Source organism: Paenibacillus contaminans (assembly GCF_003285015.1).
Classification (GTDB): domain Bacteria; phylum Bacillota; class Bacilli; order Paenibacillales; family NBRC-103111; genus Paenibacillus_V; species Paenibacillus_V contaminans.
Genome location: NZ_QMFB01000016.1, coordinates 169,316 through 184,100 on the forward strand (window position 1 = coordinate 169,316; position 14,785 = coordinate 184,100).

The window sequence follows — 14,785 nt, forward strand, 5'->3', positions numbered from 1 at the left end:
CTCTTGAAATCGTGTGATCTAGAATTGGATTTGCGGGTATCACACGATTTCAAAGGCGGCCCGTAAACTTTGCAGCCCCAACCCACTACCTCTTCTCTCCTTCGCTGCTTCTCTCTACGTCCTTGTTCCTAACCAGTCTTTCAGCCGGTATTCATAACCATGCAATCCTTTGTAATACTCCGGATACATTTCCCATCCGCACTTCTCGCACGCAAACTGCGGTGGTACCTCCGGATCTCCATCGTCCATAACATCTAAGTCACCTACTACGCTCAGCGGAATTTCCTCCTCCTGACGGCAGCTCAAACAAACATACCTGACCGTCTATTTCTCCTCTAGAAACTTGCTTCGGCTTGGTAACTGCGGCTTCTTTTTCTTTCCTGGCTTTCGTTTTTTGTATACCGTTGAGATCGTCAATCATCCTTTCCAGACATGCTCTGCTTTGCTTACAATGGGCGTACTTCACCTACAATCTCCCGTCCTTTCCGCGGATTTGAGCTGTCTTCCGCGATATACTTGCCGGCAATTTGAAAAGGAGCATTCGCTAACGCGAACGCTCCTTTTCTTGACGCAAGTCTGCTAACAGGTTCAAGCGATCCGTCACATGTTCCCAATGCCGCAGCATAATTTCGCGTATATACGGATCTTCCAGTTTCTCCTGATGAAAGCTGATTGTCGTCTTTCCCCCGCTTGCCGGTAAGACTCGAATCTGGAGCGCGGACGAATCGTCCCACTCCTTGCGCTGCCAAGACATGCGCATATGGCTAACCGGTTTGAACAAGCGGAGCTGAGCGGATGTCCCGTCCTCGGCCAACAAGCTTAGTCCGGCTTGCAGACGGTAAGAAGCCGTCTCGCCCAGCCATAAACCGACGCCTTCTTTCGAAATCAGCAAGTCCCATGCCTCCTCCAACGAGAGGGGTAACGTCCTTCTGACTCCGATCTGAAATCCAACATCCGCCGTAAGACCTACGGGCTTCCGTCCAAGCAGCCATTCATACATAACGGCTGTTATTTCACTCCACTGCGGATTCATACCGCCGTCAGCCGTCAAATAGTCGACGATTTCCTCATGCGTCCAATCCGGCTCAGCGATTTGCTGCAGCTCTACCACCCATCGCTCCCATGTTTTACCCGTATGTTCATGCAAAGCATTTCTAAATATCGCACCGGCCAAGTTCCTTCCTCCTTCTAACTCCTTATACATTCTTGCGCTTAATTAAACTTTATTATAGTTCATATGCACTGACAAGGGTTGTCAGTTGATTCGGAATCGGACACATTTCATAATGCGTTCATCTAATTGAATAAATCGCCGGGAACTTTACCTTCCCAAGTCTGCGGCGCGCTCAAGCCAAGTGCATAAGCTACAACAGCGGCAGTGTCCTTGATCGACAAGTCGGCCGCCAGCTTCGTTCCCGGTTTAATGCCGGGCCCGTAACAGCCCCAGAAAATCGTCATATCAAGCGGGTCTGCGCTACCGTGCGATTTCGGCTTGCCGTCGCCTCCGCCGCCGTGGTCGGTCGTAATGATAACGAGGCTATCCTTCATCAATCCCGCATCTTCGATCGCGGCGAGCACCGTTCCGATATAACCGTCGCAATCGGTTATCGACTGCAAATGTCCCTCATTGCCGTAGCCGTGCTTATGCCCTGCTGCGTCGACCTGGTCGAATTGCATATACAAGATTTTGACGTCCGGATTGGCGCGGATGTAATCCGCAGCCGCTTCCGCAAGATCGGGCGAAGGAAGCGAAACGGCGTGCAGCCCGCAAGATTGTTCTATAATTCCGTCGTTAATCGGCGACCATTCGCTGAAAGCGGCCAGCTTGCAATCCGGCCATGCCTGACGGGCAAGCTTCAGGAATGACGGGTACGGCGAGTTTTCAGGATACGGCAGTGTCGCTGCTTTTTCATTCGTCAGCTCGTGCTTCTCCGGATCGACTCCGTGAAACATCGCTCCCCAGCATTCGGCGCTGATCGATGGGAAAACCGTTTGCGCTTCGTAAGTGAGCGCGCCTGCCTCCAGCAGCTTGAGAATATTCGGCGTGTCGGTATTTCGGATGAATTGTCCCGCGCCGTCGATACCAAGCACAAACACCCGGTTAATCGTCCTGCTCACAATCATCATCCTTTCTCTGTCATGGTTGATAGGTAACTTAACCTAATCTTATCGAATCCGCCCAAAGTGTCAAGAAAAAATAACACAAAACAACCAATAACACAAAAATCAATTCACTCTTGCTTTCCGAAACGATCGCCGATATAATGACACTATCTTACAGACCGGAGGTACCCACGAGTCCGATGAACAACTAATTCATGAATTTTCCGAACGAGTTTGAATGGCGAACGTTCAACGAACTGCCTATCGGCGGCGCGTACGGGATTTTTATGTCTTGTTCAGGACTTGCGGGTATTTTTATGCGTATTTTCGGTTTTTCGGCCGGGATGCCTGTTTCATGCGGGCTTATTCTCGTGTTGCCGTTTACGCCGATACGGCCCCTCTTGAACCCGATATTTTCGTACACGTCCACAGCCGCAGGCATAGCCTGGCGGTTTTTTTGTCGACTAAAAAAGAAACGATTATCCCTTATCGGAATCGAATGATCGGGAGTGAACCTGTATGACGATTATTAAAACAAAAGGCCTTTCCAAGGAATGGAACGGAAAGCCCCTCTTTCAAAATATCGATCTTGACATAACCGCCGGCGAGCGGATCGCTTTCTTCGGTCCAAACGGAATCGGCAAAACGACACTGCTGCTAACTCTTCTCGGCAAAATCGAGGCGGATGGCGGTACCATCGAACGTCGGCTGCCTCTGGAATCTTGGGGATGGCTGAACCAGCATATAACTGCAGGCCTTGAGCAAACGGCGCTTGAATTCGTATTCGCAGGCAATCCGCCGCTGGATCGTACGAGAAAAGAAATGCTGGAGGCACAAGCCGCGCTGCATGATTCCGCGATGAAGGAGGAGGAATATTCCTTCTGGATGGAACGTTACACGCAAGCATATGAAAGCTTCCTTTCGCTTGACGGCTACGAATGGGAAAGAAAAGCGGAGAGAAGTTTGCTCCAGCTCAAGCTCGAACCGCAGCTCTGGCACGAACCGTTCGCGAAGCTGAGCGGCGGACAAAAAACGAAGGCGCAAATCGCCAGGCAAATCGCTGCCGAGCCGAAGCTGATCGTGCTGGACGAACCGACCAACCATCTGGACCGGGAGTCGCTCGAGTGGCTGGAGCGCTGGCTTCAGTCATATGACGGCACTATCCTGTTCGTTTCGCATGACCGGGCATTTCTCGACAGCGTTGCGGACGCGATTTACGAACTGTCTTCTGCCGGATGCAAACGGTATGCAGGCGGATACTCGGAATACCGCAAGCAAAAGCAAATCGAGCTGCAAACGCAGCAAACGATGTATCGCAAGCAGGAACAGGAACGGGAGGCGCTGCTGGCTTGCATACAGCGTTATAAGCAATGGTTCCAGGTCGCTCACCGCGATGCGGCCAAGGTCGAAGACCCTGTGACGAAGGGCTTCTGGCAGGCAAGAGCAGGCAAAAACGTCTCTCGCTTTCATGCCAAGGAGAAGGCGCTCGAGCGGCTGGAGCAAAACCGCGTCGACATGCCGAAGCAGGCTCCAAGCGTCCACGTCCGGTTCGGGCATGACGCGATCGCCGCAAATACGCTTCTGAAGACGGAGCGCATGACTTTCGGCTATAACGATCGGAGCACGCTATTCCGCGATGTCTCGCTTTCTATTGAGCGGAATGAGCGCATCGCCGTCATCGGCCCGAACGGTGCGGGCAAAACGACGCTGCTCAAGCTTCTGCTTGGCCATTTGCAGCCGACGGCAGGAAGCGTGACTTGCAATCCGCAAGTGAAAGCGGGATATTTCTCGCAGGAGCTCGAGCAGCTGGAAAACGGCGAATCCGCACTCGACCAGCTGCTCGGTTTGCCCGATATGACACAGTCGCAGGCGCGAACGATACTCGGTTGTTTTCTTTTCTCCCGCGACGACGCTTTCAAGAAGCCGGAAGAGATGAGCATGGGCGAAAAATGCCGGCTTGCCTTTATCAAGCTTTATTTCAGCGGGGCTAACCTTCTCGTGCTGGACGAACCGACCAACTACCTCGATATCGACACCCGCGAGCGGATGGAGGAAGCGTTCCAGCGTTTTCCCGGCACGATCGTCATCGTATCGCATGACCGGTACTTGATCGATAAGCTGGCTACACGCATCGTGCTGATCGACGGCGGCGCGGTCACGCAATACGCCGGCACTTACCGCGAGTTTACGGAGCGTAATTCCGCAAAAGGCGCGGTTACAGCGGAGGAGCAGTCGCTTTTAAACGAGCTACAGCGGTTGGAGCTGGACTTTTCCACGCTTATGGTCAAAAATACCGGGGACGATCCGGAACAAAATGAGCAGCTGCTGCAGGATGCTAGAAACATTCGTACGGAAATAGAACGGCTGAAAAAAACGATGAAAGACGCAAAAAGCTAATCGCTCTATCCATTGCCTCTAATCGAATTTACTTCTTCTTTTCCGTACCGCGTACGACTCACGTCGCGCGGTGCTCGGTCACACATCGGCCGTTATACCTCGTGCGGCAAGAAAAAGCCTCAATCGGCATCGGCCGATTGAGGCTTTTCTGGGCGTATTTGTGATTTCAATGATTCGTCAGCAATCGGAATTACCGGGTTGCCGATGTTGACGGCGGCCTGGTGCCGGTTTCGGCTCCCGGGCCGGCGCACAAGAGGTTTGACTGCCACTATCTCACCGAGCACCGCAGGCATGGAGCCGCAACGCTGCGGATCTCCAATTCCCGCGGGTGGCCGAGCTGCCCCTTCCGCCTACGCGCGTTTCATTGCTGCGGCTTCCTCAATGATCGCCAGAACCGCTTTTGCGGTGTCGACAAGCTCGCTGAGCGGGATTTGTTCCTTCGTCGTATGGATGTGCTCATACCCTACGGCCAGGTTGACCGTCGGCACGCCCATACCGTTGAAAATATTGGCGTCGCTGCCGCCGCCGGAATGAAACGTCGTCGGATTTTTGCCGATTTTCCGCAGTGCTCCGCTGGTAAGTTTCACGACTTCCGACGATTCGTCGAACATGAAGGACGGATATATCAGCTCATGCTTGAACTCTACCGTACCGCCCATTTCTTGCGCCGCCGATTCGCTGGCCGAGCGCATGGCTTCGATCTGCTTATCGAGCTTCTCGCCGACGATACTGCGCGCTTCGGCCTGCAGCGTAACCGAATCGCAAACGATATTGGTCGCTCCGCCGCCCATGAAGCTGCCGATATTGGCGGTCGTCTCTTTGTCGATCCGGCCGAGCGGCATGCGGGAAACCGCTTTGCTCGCCACGGTGATCGCGCTGACGCCATCCTCCGGATTTACGCCGGCGTGCGCCGACTTGCCGCCGAAAACGATCGATATTTTCGCTTGCGACGGCGCAGCCACGGCGATCTCGCCGACTTTGCCGTTCGAGTCCAGCGCAAAGCCGAACTCCGCGTCCAGCCGTTTCGAATCCATGGCGCGAGCCCCCATAAGGCCGGATTCTTCTCCGACCGTAATGACGAACTGCACTTGACCATGATCGATCTTGTTTTCCTCCAGAACGCGAACCGCTTCCAGCATAGCCGCAAGGCCCGCTTTATCGTCGCTTCCGAGAATCGTCGTGCCGTCTCCTCTTATGTAGCCGTCATCGTCCAACCGCGGCTTGATCCCTTTGCCCGGTACGACCGTATCCATGTGCGACGTAAAGAAAATCGGCGGCGCTTCCGCACCTCCCGCGGTCGCCGGCAGCGTGCAAATCAAATTGCCTGCGCCATGCCCTGTTTTCGCCGCGGCATCGTCCTCTTCCACCTTCATCCCGAGCGAAGCGAACTTTTCCTTCAGCACTTTGCTTATCTCCTGCTCGTGCTTCGTTTCGCTGTCCACGCGGACCAGCTCGAAAAACTCTTCCATTAAACGTTCCTGCCGAATCATCGGACTTCCCTCCGCTCCGTAAAATAGGTTACAATATAAGGGACTGTCTGGCTTCTTAGACTGCGCATTTGCGTTTATGCCTAGAAGCTATGGTTCCAGTATAACCATATTCGAAACACGCCAACAAGCAATCATAGATAAGGAGTCGATCGCATGTCACGCCGCAACAAACTATGGTTTCGCGTCATCATTTACGTTATTCTCATTACGATGGTATTGTCCAGTCTTATTCTGGCGATAACGTCTGCCGTTACCATGTAGTCAGGCTTAGCGTTACCGTTATCGATGGACGCAAACCGTGCTTCAGCCGATAAGGAGAATCGGACATGCCATGGCTAGTCAAAGATGAACGCCTTCCGGCGTATAACGTTGGCATTTCCCGAAGGTCTACGGACGCTTCCATGATAGTCGATATCCGCTAGACCGAAAAAAGCGAGTGTTCCGGCAACTGCCGCAACGGCTCGCTTTTTTTATTGGGATCGGCGCTAACCGGCTAATCGCGCTCTGCGCTATATATCCGTCAGAACAGCTTCGTATCCAGGTTGTAGCTTTCGAGATTTTCTTTGACCCGCTGCAGAAAACGACCGCAAATGACGCCGTCCAAAATCCGATGGTCCAGCGACAAGCACATATTCGCGATCGAGCGAACCGCAATCATATCCTGGATGACGACGGGCTTTTTCACGATCGATTCGAAGGTCACGATCGCCGCTTGCGGATAATTGATGATCGGATACGACAAAATCGAACCGAACGACCCGGTATTGTTAACGGTGAACGTGCCGCCGGTCATCTCGCTTAAGCTGAGCTTGCCGGCGCGCCCTCTTTTCGTCAGATCGTCGATTTCCTGGGCAAGGCCCGCAATGTTCTTCTGGTCGGCTTTCTTGATGACCGGGGCAAGCACCGAATCCTCCGTGCCAACAAGCAGCGACAGGTTGATATCCTTCTTGACGATAATTTTATCTACCGCCCACACCGAATTCATGATCGGATAATCTTTAATGGCATTAACGACAGCCTTCAGAACGAATGCCAAGTATGTCAGGTTGAAGCCTTCCTTGCGGATGAATTCATCCTTCCACTTGTTCCGAAGTACGACCAAATTCGTAACGTCCACTTCGATCATCGTCCAGGCATGCGGAATCTCCGTGACGCTCTGGCGCGTGTTTCTGGCGATCGTACTGCGAATCGGGGTGACATCGATAAAATACTCGCCGCGCCCCTCAACCGTCTGGCCAACCGTTTCGATTCTCGGCGTCGGCGGATTTTCCGATAAATGCATGCCCGTCGACCGCACCGGCGCCCGAGCCGGCTCAGGGATCGCAACTGGGGCTTGCGTACGAACCGGCTTACCCTCTTCCACATACTGCAAAATATCTTTGCGCGTAATGCGTCCCCCAAGGCCCGTTCCCAACACATGCTCGAGTCCGATGCCATGCTCTTCGGCCAGTTTCAGTACTGCCGGAGAGTACCTCTGGCGCATTGAGCCTTCTTCGGATTGAGCCGCGGGAGCGCCATCTTTTCTTGCTGCAGGTGCCGTATGTATCGCTTCGCGATTATTCGCAGCAGCGGCGACAGCCGGAATCGCAGGTTCTTGTTTAGCGGCGGGCGCCGACGCTTCCAAGCCTGCCGCTTTGCCAGGCTCTTCAATTAAACAGATCGGCGCGCCCACATCGGCGGTTTCGCCTTCTTGAACAAGAATCGCCTTCAATACGCCCTCGATCGGACAAGGCATTTCGACGGTTACTTTCTCCGTCACAAGCTCGCATATGACATCATACTGCTCGATATAATCGCCCGGCTTTCTCAGCCATTTCGCTACCGTAGCGGAAACAAGGCTCTCCGCCAAATGCGGCACGGGCACTTCCGTTCCATGCACGTTATTCATGTTCTACCTCCCGCTTGGTTCCTTGCAAAGCATTCCCCGCAAACCGCTCCGATCATTCCGGAAACGATGCGGGGAACCTCACGCCGTTTAACGAAAGTCAGCGAACGCAGCTAGAACCGGCAGCATTGCGGCTCGCTGTCATTCGATTTATATTTCAGCCAGCTTCCGCATGGCGTTCTTCAGCTTCTCCGGGCTAAGCAGATAAAAGCGTTCCATCGGCGGATTCATCCCGACAGGAGGCACATCCGGCGCAGCCAGCCGCATTATCGGCGCATCCAGTTCATAAAACATCTCTTCGGAAATAATCGCTGATATTTCGCCGCCGACGCCGCCCGTCTTATTGTCCTCGTGAACGATCAGCACTTTGCCCGTGCGCTTGGCCGCTTCGAGAATCGCTTCCTTGTCGAGAGGCTGAATCGTGCGCAGATCAAGCACATGAACGCTGATACCCTCTTTTTCAAGCTCGGCTGCGGCTTTCAACGCATAATGGACCGTAACGCCATACGTGATGACGGTTATGTCGGTGCCTTCCCGTTTCACTTCCGCTTTGCCGATCGGTACAATGTAATCTTCGTCGGGCACTTCATCGTTTACCATGAAATAACATTTGCGATGCTCGAAATACAACACGGGATCTTCATCGCGAATCGCCGCTTTCATCAGTCCTTTGGCATCGTAAGGCGTCGAAGGCGCGACAATCTTCAATCCCGGCGTTCCGAAAAATACCGACTCCGGGCATTGCGAGTGATACAACGCGCCGCCGCCCGTAGCCCCGTAAGGAACGCGGATGACGATCGGGCAATTCCAGTCGTTATTGGAGCGGTAACGGATTTTGGCCGCTTCGCTGATGATCTGGTTCGTCGCCGGAAAAATAAAATCCGCAAACTGCATTTCGGCTACCGGCCTCATGCCGTACATCGCGGCGCCGATCGCAACCCCTGCGATCGACGACTCGGCGAGCGGAGTGTCCAGCACGCGCTCTTCTCCGAACTGATCCCTCAAGCCTACGGTCGCTTTAAACACGCCGCCTTTGCCGACATCCTCGCCCAATACAAATACGTTCTCGTCCCGCTCCATCTCTTCCTTCATAGACGAGCGAATCGCTTCCAAGTAGCTGATAACCGCCATTCGTTATGCACCCTCCCCGTTCGTTCCGTAAACATGAAGCAGCGTATCCTCCGGTTTCGGGAACGGCGCATCGTCGGCATATTGCGTGGCATCGACGATTTCTTGCTTAATCCGCTCATTCATGTCTTGCTCCTGTTCTTCGCTCCACAATCCGCATTCGATCAAGTAAGCTTTGAACTTCGGAATTCCGTCCTTCTCTTTGTTCGCTTCAACCTCTTCCTTCGTCCGGTACAACATGTCGTCGTCGGACGTGGAGTGCGGCGATATCCGGTACATCACGGCTTCGATCAGCGTCGGCCCTTGTCCCGCAAGCGCCCGTTCGCGAGCTTCCTTGACCACCCGGTACACCTCCAGCGCATCGTTCCCGTCGACGCGGACGCCGGCGAAGCCGTATCCGATCGCCCGTTCGTAGATGTTGCCGGAAACCTGCTTCGCAATCGGAACCGAAATGGCATATTGATTGTTTTCACACATCAGAATGACCGGGAGCTTATGAACGCCGGCAAAATTGCAGCCTTCGTGAAAATCGCCCTGGTTGCTCGAGCCTTCGCCGAATGTAACGAAAGTGGCGAAGCTCTGCTTCTTCATTTTACCGGCGAGGGCAATGCCCACAGCATGCGGCACTTGCGTCGTTACCGGGCTGGATCCCGTAACGATATGATGCTTCTTATGGCTAAAATGACCTGGCATTTGCCTGCCCCCGCTGTTCGGGTCTTCCGCCTTGGCGAATACCGACAGCATCAGATCGCGCATAGTCATGCCTACCGATAAAACTAATCCGTAATCGCGGTAATACGGAAAGAAGTAGTCCTTACGCTGCTCCAGCGCGAACGCCGCGCTGACTTGCGCGACTTCTTGGCCGATTCCCGATACGTGAAAGGCAATCTTGCCGGAGCGCTGGAGCACGAAGCAGCGTTCGTCGAATTTACGGGCACGCTGCATATTGATGTACATATCCACAACTTGCTGGTCGGAAAGTCCGAGTGTCTGATGCTTCGTCAATTGGCCGATCGTCATTAGATCAACCTCCTTATGAATGGGAAAATTTATTACCTGGTCTTAAGACTTACCCTTATATTTATATTATAAGCGCTTTTCGATATGAATACAATTGTACGCAAGTCGAGACCTCATTTTCCTGTTATCAGACGCCGATCGCCTTCCCGTCGACTGCCAGCATCGCTTCGCCGAGCGCCTCCGATAAGGTCGGGTGAGGGTGAATCAGACTGCCGACTTCCCATGGCGTTGCGTTCAACAGCTGGGCAAGTGCCGCTTCGGTAATATAGTCGGTTACATGCGGCCCGATCATATGCACGCCCAAAATATCGTTCGTTTTGCTGTCCGCAATTACTTTGACGAAACCGTCCGCTTCACCGTATACAAGCGCTTTGCCGATTGCCTTGAACGAAATTTTGCCCGTCTTGACATCGAAGCCTTGCTCTTTCGCCTGCTTCTCGGTCCAGCCTACGCTTGCCGTCTCGGGACGCGTATAGACGCAGCGCGCTATCAAATGCCGCTGCAGCGGGTGCGGACTCAAGCCTGCGAGATGCTCAATCGCCGTAATTCCTTCATGGGAAGCCTCATGTGCAAGCTGCAGACCGCCCGTCACGTCGCCGATCGCATAAATATGCGATTCCGCCGTTTGCATATGATCATTCACTTTAATAAAGCCGTTCTCGATAAGCACATCGGTCGTGTCGAGGCCAATCCGCTCGACATTCGCCTGTCTGCCTACGCAAACAAGCATTTTTTCGGCCTGCAGATCGACAACATTGCCTTTGTGGTCTACTTGCACGGTTACGCCATGCTCGCCGGTTGCTGCAGTGTCGGCAAGCAGCTTAGCTTTCGTCATTACCTTGACGCCGCGCTTCTTGAGAAGCCGCTCCAGCTCGCGCGAAACGTCCTCGTCTTCTTTGGGAACTAAACGCTCGTCATACTCGATTATCGTGACCTGTACGCCGAAATCGTTCAGCATCGAAGCCCATTCCACACCGATAACGCCGCCTCCGACAATAAGAATCGATGCCGGCAGCTCCTCCATCAACAGCGCATCGTCGCTTGACAGGATGCGCTTCCCGTCAAACTCAAGTCCCGACAGGGGGCGCGGCCTGGAGCCCGTCGCGATGACAAGATTGTCCGGAATAAGCAGCTCAAGCTCGCCATCCGCAAGCTCGACGCTGATTTGACCGGTTTGAGGCGAAAAGATCGACGGTGAAATAATGCGGCCTACGCCGTTGAATACGTCGATTTTATTTTTTTTCATCAGAAATTGAACGCCTTTATACAGCTGCTCCACGACGTTCTCCTTACGCGATTGCACCTTCGTAAAGTCGATCGCCGCGCCGCCGACCGTAATGCCGTATTCGTCGCCGCGTTTCACATGCGAATACACTTCCGCGCTCCGCAAAAGCGCTTTGCTGGGAATACACCCTCTATGCAAGCATGTTCCGCCCAGCTTGTCCCGCTCGACGATCGCTACGGATTTCCCCAGCTGAGCAGCTCGTATCGCAGCAACGTATCCCCCGGTGCCGCCCCCTAATATTACAACATCATATTTTTTGGACATATTCGGTCTCCTCTTTTCCGTAAACGATTATTCCCCTATTTTACCCTTAGTTCACACCGAAAATATAGTACAAAATGTGAACAAGATGCAAGCTTGCGGGATATTCGCCGTTATCCGTTCATTTCGATTCGACAGAACCGGCCAACCCTAGTATCATAATAATGATCCCGTTTATTCACTGAAAACCCGCAATAGAAAGAGGATATAACGATGAAGGATACTCTTGGCCGATTTATAGCAGCCATTATTTTGGTCATACCCGGCGTTTCCGCCACCTACGGTTTTTTGGCGATGAAGGATGCGATTTTCGCCCAATTCGGCCCGCCCGAAACGAACCCTCATTTCCTATGGGGAAAGTTTCTGCTTGGTCTCGTATTGTTCGCCATCGGCGTGGCGTTTATCGCCGGCTGGATTTTTTTCCGCGACCGCAAACGCAACTATGTCGCTCCCCGTTTCAGAGCCAACCGCCGCAAGCGGAAAGCTTAGCGGGCTCTTACAAGCACACAAAAACCGCCCGGGACGTGATGTTCCGGACGGTTTTTTATTAATATCAGCATTTATAGGTTTCACAATAACTTAAGCCTGATCGTTCACCGGTAAGCGCGCCTGTCCTTATGCGTATGCTTATCGAAGCCGCTATCTTCTAAAGCATTTATCTTTGCATACGGCATTATTTCACATTAACGACTACGCTGCCGAACAACGTCCCGTCAATATAGGCCATGAGCCTCCATAAACCCGGCGTAGGCATCGTCATTAATGACGGCATATGTGCATCCGCCCCGTTATTAGGCCCTCCCGTTTCCGAAGATTCAAATAACAGTAAGGGGACGGAAGATCCCTTCTGAACGCCGTAAATGGAAACCGCTCCTTGAATCTCCTTGTCGTTCCCCCAAAAATGCCACATCGCTTTATTGCCTTTGCCTGCTATAAAGCCCGGATCGATGATACCGACTCTGCCCTCGACTCCTCTAAGCATGTATGCTCCGGAAGGAAAAGTCGGACTTTCCGCCCACACCGCATCCGGCACATCGTATTCGACATCTCCCCACAGATTGCCGTCGATATAAATATCGAAGCGCCACTGTCCTGCGAGCGGCAGCGCAAACCTGGAGCTTATACGCGAAAAGTTTTCCTTGGAGCCTTCCTTCCACACATATTCCATCCCCCGCTCCGAAAAAACGGTTTCCGTAAGCTCCGTCTGCTTCCATCCGGATTGATGGATCGCATCGATCCGAATGCGGCTGTCTTTGATCTGCTCGAACGGCGTGTAGAAGTTCCACCAGATACCGTTTTGCTGACCTGCCGCGAAATCGCCGCCTGCAACCGATTCGAGCAGCTTTTTGCCGCCGCTCCAATATTCGCGCCAGCCGGAATCGGCCTTCCCGCTATTGATGCTTTTCTCCGAACCGATTCCCGGCAAAAACGCAGGCCAGCCGTTCGAACCACCCAGCCATATGGCGGCCGCTACAAGACATGCCAGTCCCGCTCCGACAACCGCTTTCGTACGAAACCTTGCGCCATGCCGCCGCTCGGATTGAACCGCCCGTTTGCGGATATTCCGCATCAGCTCCGCCGAAAAGCCTTTTCCAAGCTCCGGTCTTTGCCGTAAGCCGGCATACCAATCCGGCTCTTCCGCCCCTTTGGCCTTCAGGTCATTCTCGTTCATATCCGCTCTCCTCCTTGCAGCAAGCGTTCCGCCTTCGCCCGCGCCCTATGCAGCCGCGATTTGACGGTTCCTTCCGAAACGTTCAGCATCGACGCGATTTCCCGGATGGAAAGCCGGTAATGGGCGTCGAGGATAATGACCTCGCGGTATTTGCCGGGCAGAGCCAGCACGGTACGCCATATTTCATCGACGCTAAGCTTGTCAAGCGCTTCCTGTTCAGCCGATCTTTGAGTCGTTCGCGGCTCCCGGAAGCCGAAAAGCGTCACCTTGCGGATAAAAGCGGATTTCAAATAATTCAGCGACGTATTTCGGGTTATGGAAAGCAGCCATGTTTTCACGGAGGAATCCCCGCGAAACGCATACAGCTGACGGTAAGCCTTCAGAAAAACATCCTGCGCGATATCGTCCGCCGCCTCCGAACGCTTTACGATCGTATATGCATATTGCCAAACGTCCTGCCCGTACGCTTCCATCAACTGCTGCAAAATCGTTTCGGGGTCATCGCTGGACGTCAAAACCTTCAAATAATCGAACTCCATCCGATCACCTCAACCATTAGACAACGCAGAGCGTTGAAAGTTCCCGGCGAATCGATTATTTTTCCGTTCGGCCGAGCCGATCGAGCCAGTTCATCCAGACATTCCGTTCGATTACGGCGGTAAACGATATGCGTTCCGCAGCGATATGCATAAAAACGAGCGCTCCGGCAGCGGTCAGCTGCCACGGAAAGCCGGTCAACAGCACGAGCCCGCAGCCGAGCGCAAAGCCGAGCAAATTCGCCCCGCAATCGCCAAGCATCGTTCTGGCGCGCAGGTCGGAGGGCAGTATGATAACCGAGGCAACGGATAACGGATATAAAAGCGATAGCCAAAGCTCGAGCTTTCTTCCGCCTAAAGCGAAAACGAATAGCAAACCGGAACCTGCAGCAAAAAGCTTAAGCGCCCGTCCCGGACGCAGATCGAATAAATTGACCGCATTCATCGACATCGCGATCAGCGACATATGAAACAGCCGTTCGCCCCAACCGCGATCGACCGTATAGGCAAATAATGCGGCAAGCATAATACCGATAAAGGCTTTCCACAATCCCGTCGTCACTTTTCCATGCATCAGAAGCTGACGAATATGTCCGAGCAATCCTTTAATCTTGCGGTCGCCGAACCGGTCATCCACCCATCCCGCCGCAAAAACGCCGCTTAGACAGCACAAATAAGCAATCAACAACTCCGATGCCGCGCCTTCCGGAGCAGTCTTCGATGCCAAAGCGCCCCAACCTATCGGCAAATAAAAAACGAAACCCGCCAACAGCATCATCCACAAAAAAACGCCCAATCCCGTCGGAATATTTTCGCCGCGATAGTTGCTGCATACGAAACCTTTTCTCCTATGCCGCTTTACGACATAACGAAGCATCACGGAACCCGCCAAAATATAAAGGATGGATACGATTGCAAATAAAGAAACGTTTGCGATTATAGTACCTGCTCCTAACATGAATGCCGTCATTCAGTCCACTCCCGATATTCCCACCAAAATTCTCGTTG

At 53.2% G+C, this 14,785-nt stretch carries 13 protein-coding genes; 3 read left to right on the forward strand and 10 right to left on the reverse strand.

Features of this window, described 5'->3' with window-relative positions; all coding sequences use genetic code 11:
• Positions 1–544: 544 nt before the first annotated feature.
• Positions 545–1,174, reverse strand: a complete 630-nt coding sequence (locus tag DQG23_RS25285; protein ID WP_238178019.1) for an SRPBCC domain-containing protein — start codon at positions 1,172–1,174, stop codon at positions 545–547.
• A 122-nt stretch (positions 1,175–1,296) separates the two neighbouring features.
• Entirely contained in the window at positions 1,297–2,118 is an 822-nt protein-coding gene (locus DQG23_RS25290) for an alkaline phosphatase family protein (protein ID WP_238178020.1), read from the reverse strand.
• A gap of 504 nt (positions 2,119–2,622) precedes the next feature.
• On the opposite strand from DQG23_RS25290, the gene abc-f reads away from it, so the two are divergent.
• On the forward strand, positions 2,623–4,500 hold the full coding sequence (gene abc-f / locus DQG23_RS25300) for a ribosomal protection-like ABC-F family protein (protein ID WP_113033812.1): 1,878 nt from the start codon (positions 2,623–2,625) through the stop codon (positions 4,498–4,500).
• Positions 4,501–4,850: 350 nt separating this feature from the next.
• Here abc-f and DQG23_RS25305 read toward each other — a convergent pair whose 3' ends face one another.
• Complete coding sequence (locus DQG23_RS25305) at positions 4,851–5,990, reverse strand: M20/M25/M40 family metallo-hydrolase (RefSeq protein ID WP_113033813.1); 1,140 nt, start codon at positions 5,988–5,990, stop codon at positions 4,851–4,853.
• A 153-nt stretch (positions 5,991–6,143) separates the two neighbouring features.
• Between DQG23_RS25305 and prli42 the strand changes: the two genes are divergently transcribed.
• Positions 6,144–6,251, forward strand: a complete 108-nt coding sequence (prli42, locus tag DQG23_RS42255) for a stressosome-associated protein Prli42 (protein WP_158560677.1) — start codon at positions 6,144–6,146, stop codon at positions 6,249–6,251.
• A gap of 259 nt (positions 6,252–6,510) precedes the next feature.
• On the opposite strand, the gene DQG23_RS25310 is transcribed toward prli42, so the two are convergent.
• The 4 genes from DQG23_RS25310 to lpdA all read right to left on the reverse strand — a co-directional run bounded on the left by DQG23_RS25310 (position 6,511) and on the right by lpdA (position 11,572).
• Positions 6,511–7,878, reverse strand: coding sequence for a dihydrolipoamide acetyltransferase family protein (locus tag DQG23_RS25310; protein WP_113033814.1), 1,368 nt, complete (start codon positions 7,876–7,878; stop codon positions 6,511–6,513).
• A gap of 147 nt (positions 7,879–8,025) precedes the next feature.
• Positions 8,026–9,006 (reverse strand): alpha-ketoacid dehydrogenase subunit beta, encoded by a 981-nt coding sequence (locus DQG23_RS25315; protein ID WP_113033815.1) that lies wholly within the window; start codon positions 9,004–9,006, stop codon positions 8,026–8,028.
• A gap of 3 nt (positions 9,007–9,009) precedes the next feature.
• Positions 9,010–10,023 carry a thiamine pyrophosphate-dependent dehydrogenase E1 component subunit alpha gene (locus DQG23_RS25320; protein ID WP_113033816.1) on the reverse strand — a complete coding sequence of 338 codons (1,014 nt, stop codon included), beginning with the start codon at positions 10,021–10,023 and terminating at the stop codon, positions 9,010–9,012.
• A gap of 127 nt (positions 10,024–10,150) precedes the next feature.
• Positions 10,151–11,572 carry a dihydrolipoyl dehydrogenase gene (gene lpdA, locus DQG23_RS25325; protein WP_113033817.1) on the reverse strand — a complete coding sequence of 474 codons (1,422 nt, stop codon included), beginning with the start codon at positions 11,570–11,572 and terminating at the stop codon, positions 10,151–10,153.
• Between the two features lie 210 nt (positions 11,573–11,782).
• Between lpdA and DQG23_RS25330 the strand changes: the two genes are divergently transcribed.
• Positions 11,783–12,058: a DUF2627 domain-containing protein gene (locus tag DQG23_RS25330; protein ID WP_113033818.1), complete on the forward strand. Its 276-nt coding sequence runs from the start codon at positions 11,783–11,785 to the stop codon at positions 12,056–12,058.
• Positions 12,059–12,242: 184 nt separating this feature from the next.
• Here the strand turns inward: DQG23_RS25330 and DQG23_RS25335 are convergent, their stop codons facing one another.
• From DQG23_RS25335 to DQG23_RS25345, 3 genes are read right to left on the reverse strand one after another with little or no spacing between them, the layout of a single operon-like run.
• Complete coding sequence (locus tag DQG23_RS25335) at positions 12,243–13,241, reverse strand: DUF4871 domain-containing protein (protein ID WP_113033819.1); 999 nt, start codon at positions 13,239–13,241, stop codon at positions 12,243–12,245.
• Entirely contained in the window at positions 13,238–13,780 is a 543-nt protein-coding gene (locus tag DQG23_RS25340) for a sigma-70 family RNA polymerase sigma factor (protein ID WP_113033820.1), read from the reverse strand. The genes DQG23_RS25335 and DQG23_RS25340 overlap by 4 nt, the downstream gene beginning before the upstream one ends.
• Positions 13,781–13,835: 55 nt before the next feature.
• Positions 13,836–14,747, reverse strand: coding sequence for an MraY family glycosyltransferase (locus tag DQG23_RS25345; RefSeq protein WP_113033821.1), 912 nt, complete (start codon positions 14,745–14,747; stop codon positions 13,836–13,838).
• Between the last annotated feature and the right edge of the window lie 38 nt (positions 14,748–14,785).

What these genes read in the sequence shown, in the direction of transcription:
- abc-f (WP_113033812.1), top strand. Translation starts at nt 2,623, where the DNA reads ATGACGATTATTAAAACAAAAGGCCTTTCCAAGGAATGGAACGGAAAG.
- DQG23_RS25305 (WP_113033813.1), bottom strand. Translation starts at nt 5,990, where the DNA reads ATGATTCGGCAGGAACGTTTAATGGAAGAGTTTTTCGAGCTGGTCCGC.
- prli42 (WP_158560677.1), top strand. Translation starts at nt 6,144, where the DNA reads ATGTCACGCCGCAACAAACTATGGTTTCGCGTCATCATTTACGTTATT.
- DQG23_RS25310 (WP_113033814.1), bottom strand. Translation starts at nt 7,878, where the DNA reads ATGAATAACGTGCATGGAACGGAAGTGCCCGTGCCGCATTTGGCGGAG.
- DQG23_RS25315 (WP_113033815.1), bottom strand. Translation starts at nt 9,006, where the DNA reads ATGGCGGTTATCAGCTACTTGGAAGCGATTCGCTCGTCTATGAAGGAA.
- DQG23_RS25320 (WP_113033816.1), bottom strand. Translation starts at nt 10,023, where the DNA reads ATGACGATCGGCCAATTGACGAAGCATCAGACACTCGGACTTTCCGAC.
- lpdA (WP_113033817.1), bottom strand. Translation starts at nt 11,572, where the DNA reads ATGTCCAAAAAATATGATGTTGTAATATTAGGGGGCGGCACCGGGGGA.
- DQG23_RS25330 (WP_113033818.1), top strand. Translation starts at nt 11,783, where the DNA reads ATGAAGGATACTCTTGGCCGATTTATAGCAGCCATTATTTTGGTCATA.
- DQG23_RS25335 (WP_113033819.1), bottom strand. Translation starts at nt 13,241, where the DNA reads ATGAACGAGAATGACCTGAAGGCCAAAGGGGCGGAAGAGCCGGATTGG.
- DQG23_RS25340 (WP_113033820.1), bottom strand. Translation starts at nt 13,780, where the DNA reads ATGGAGTTCGATTATTTGAAGGTTTTGACGTCCAGCGATGACCCCGAA.
- DQG23_RS25345 (WP_113033821.1), bottom strand. Translation starts at nt 14,747, where the DNA reads ATGACGGCATTCATGTTAGGAGCAGGTACTATAATCGCAAACGTTTCT.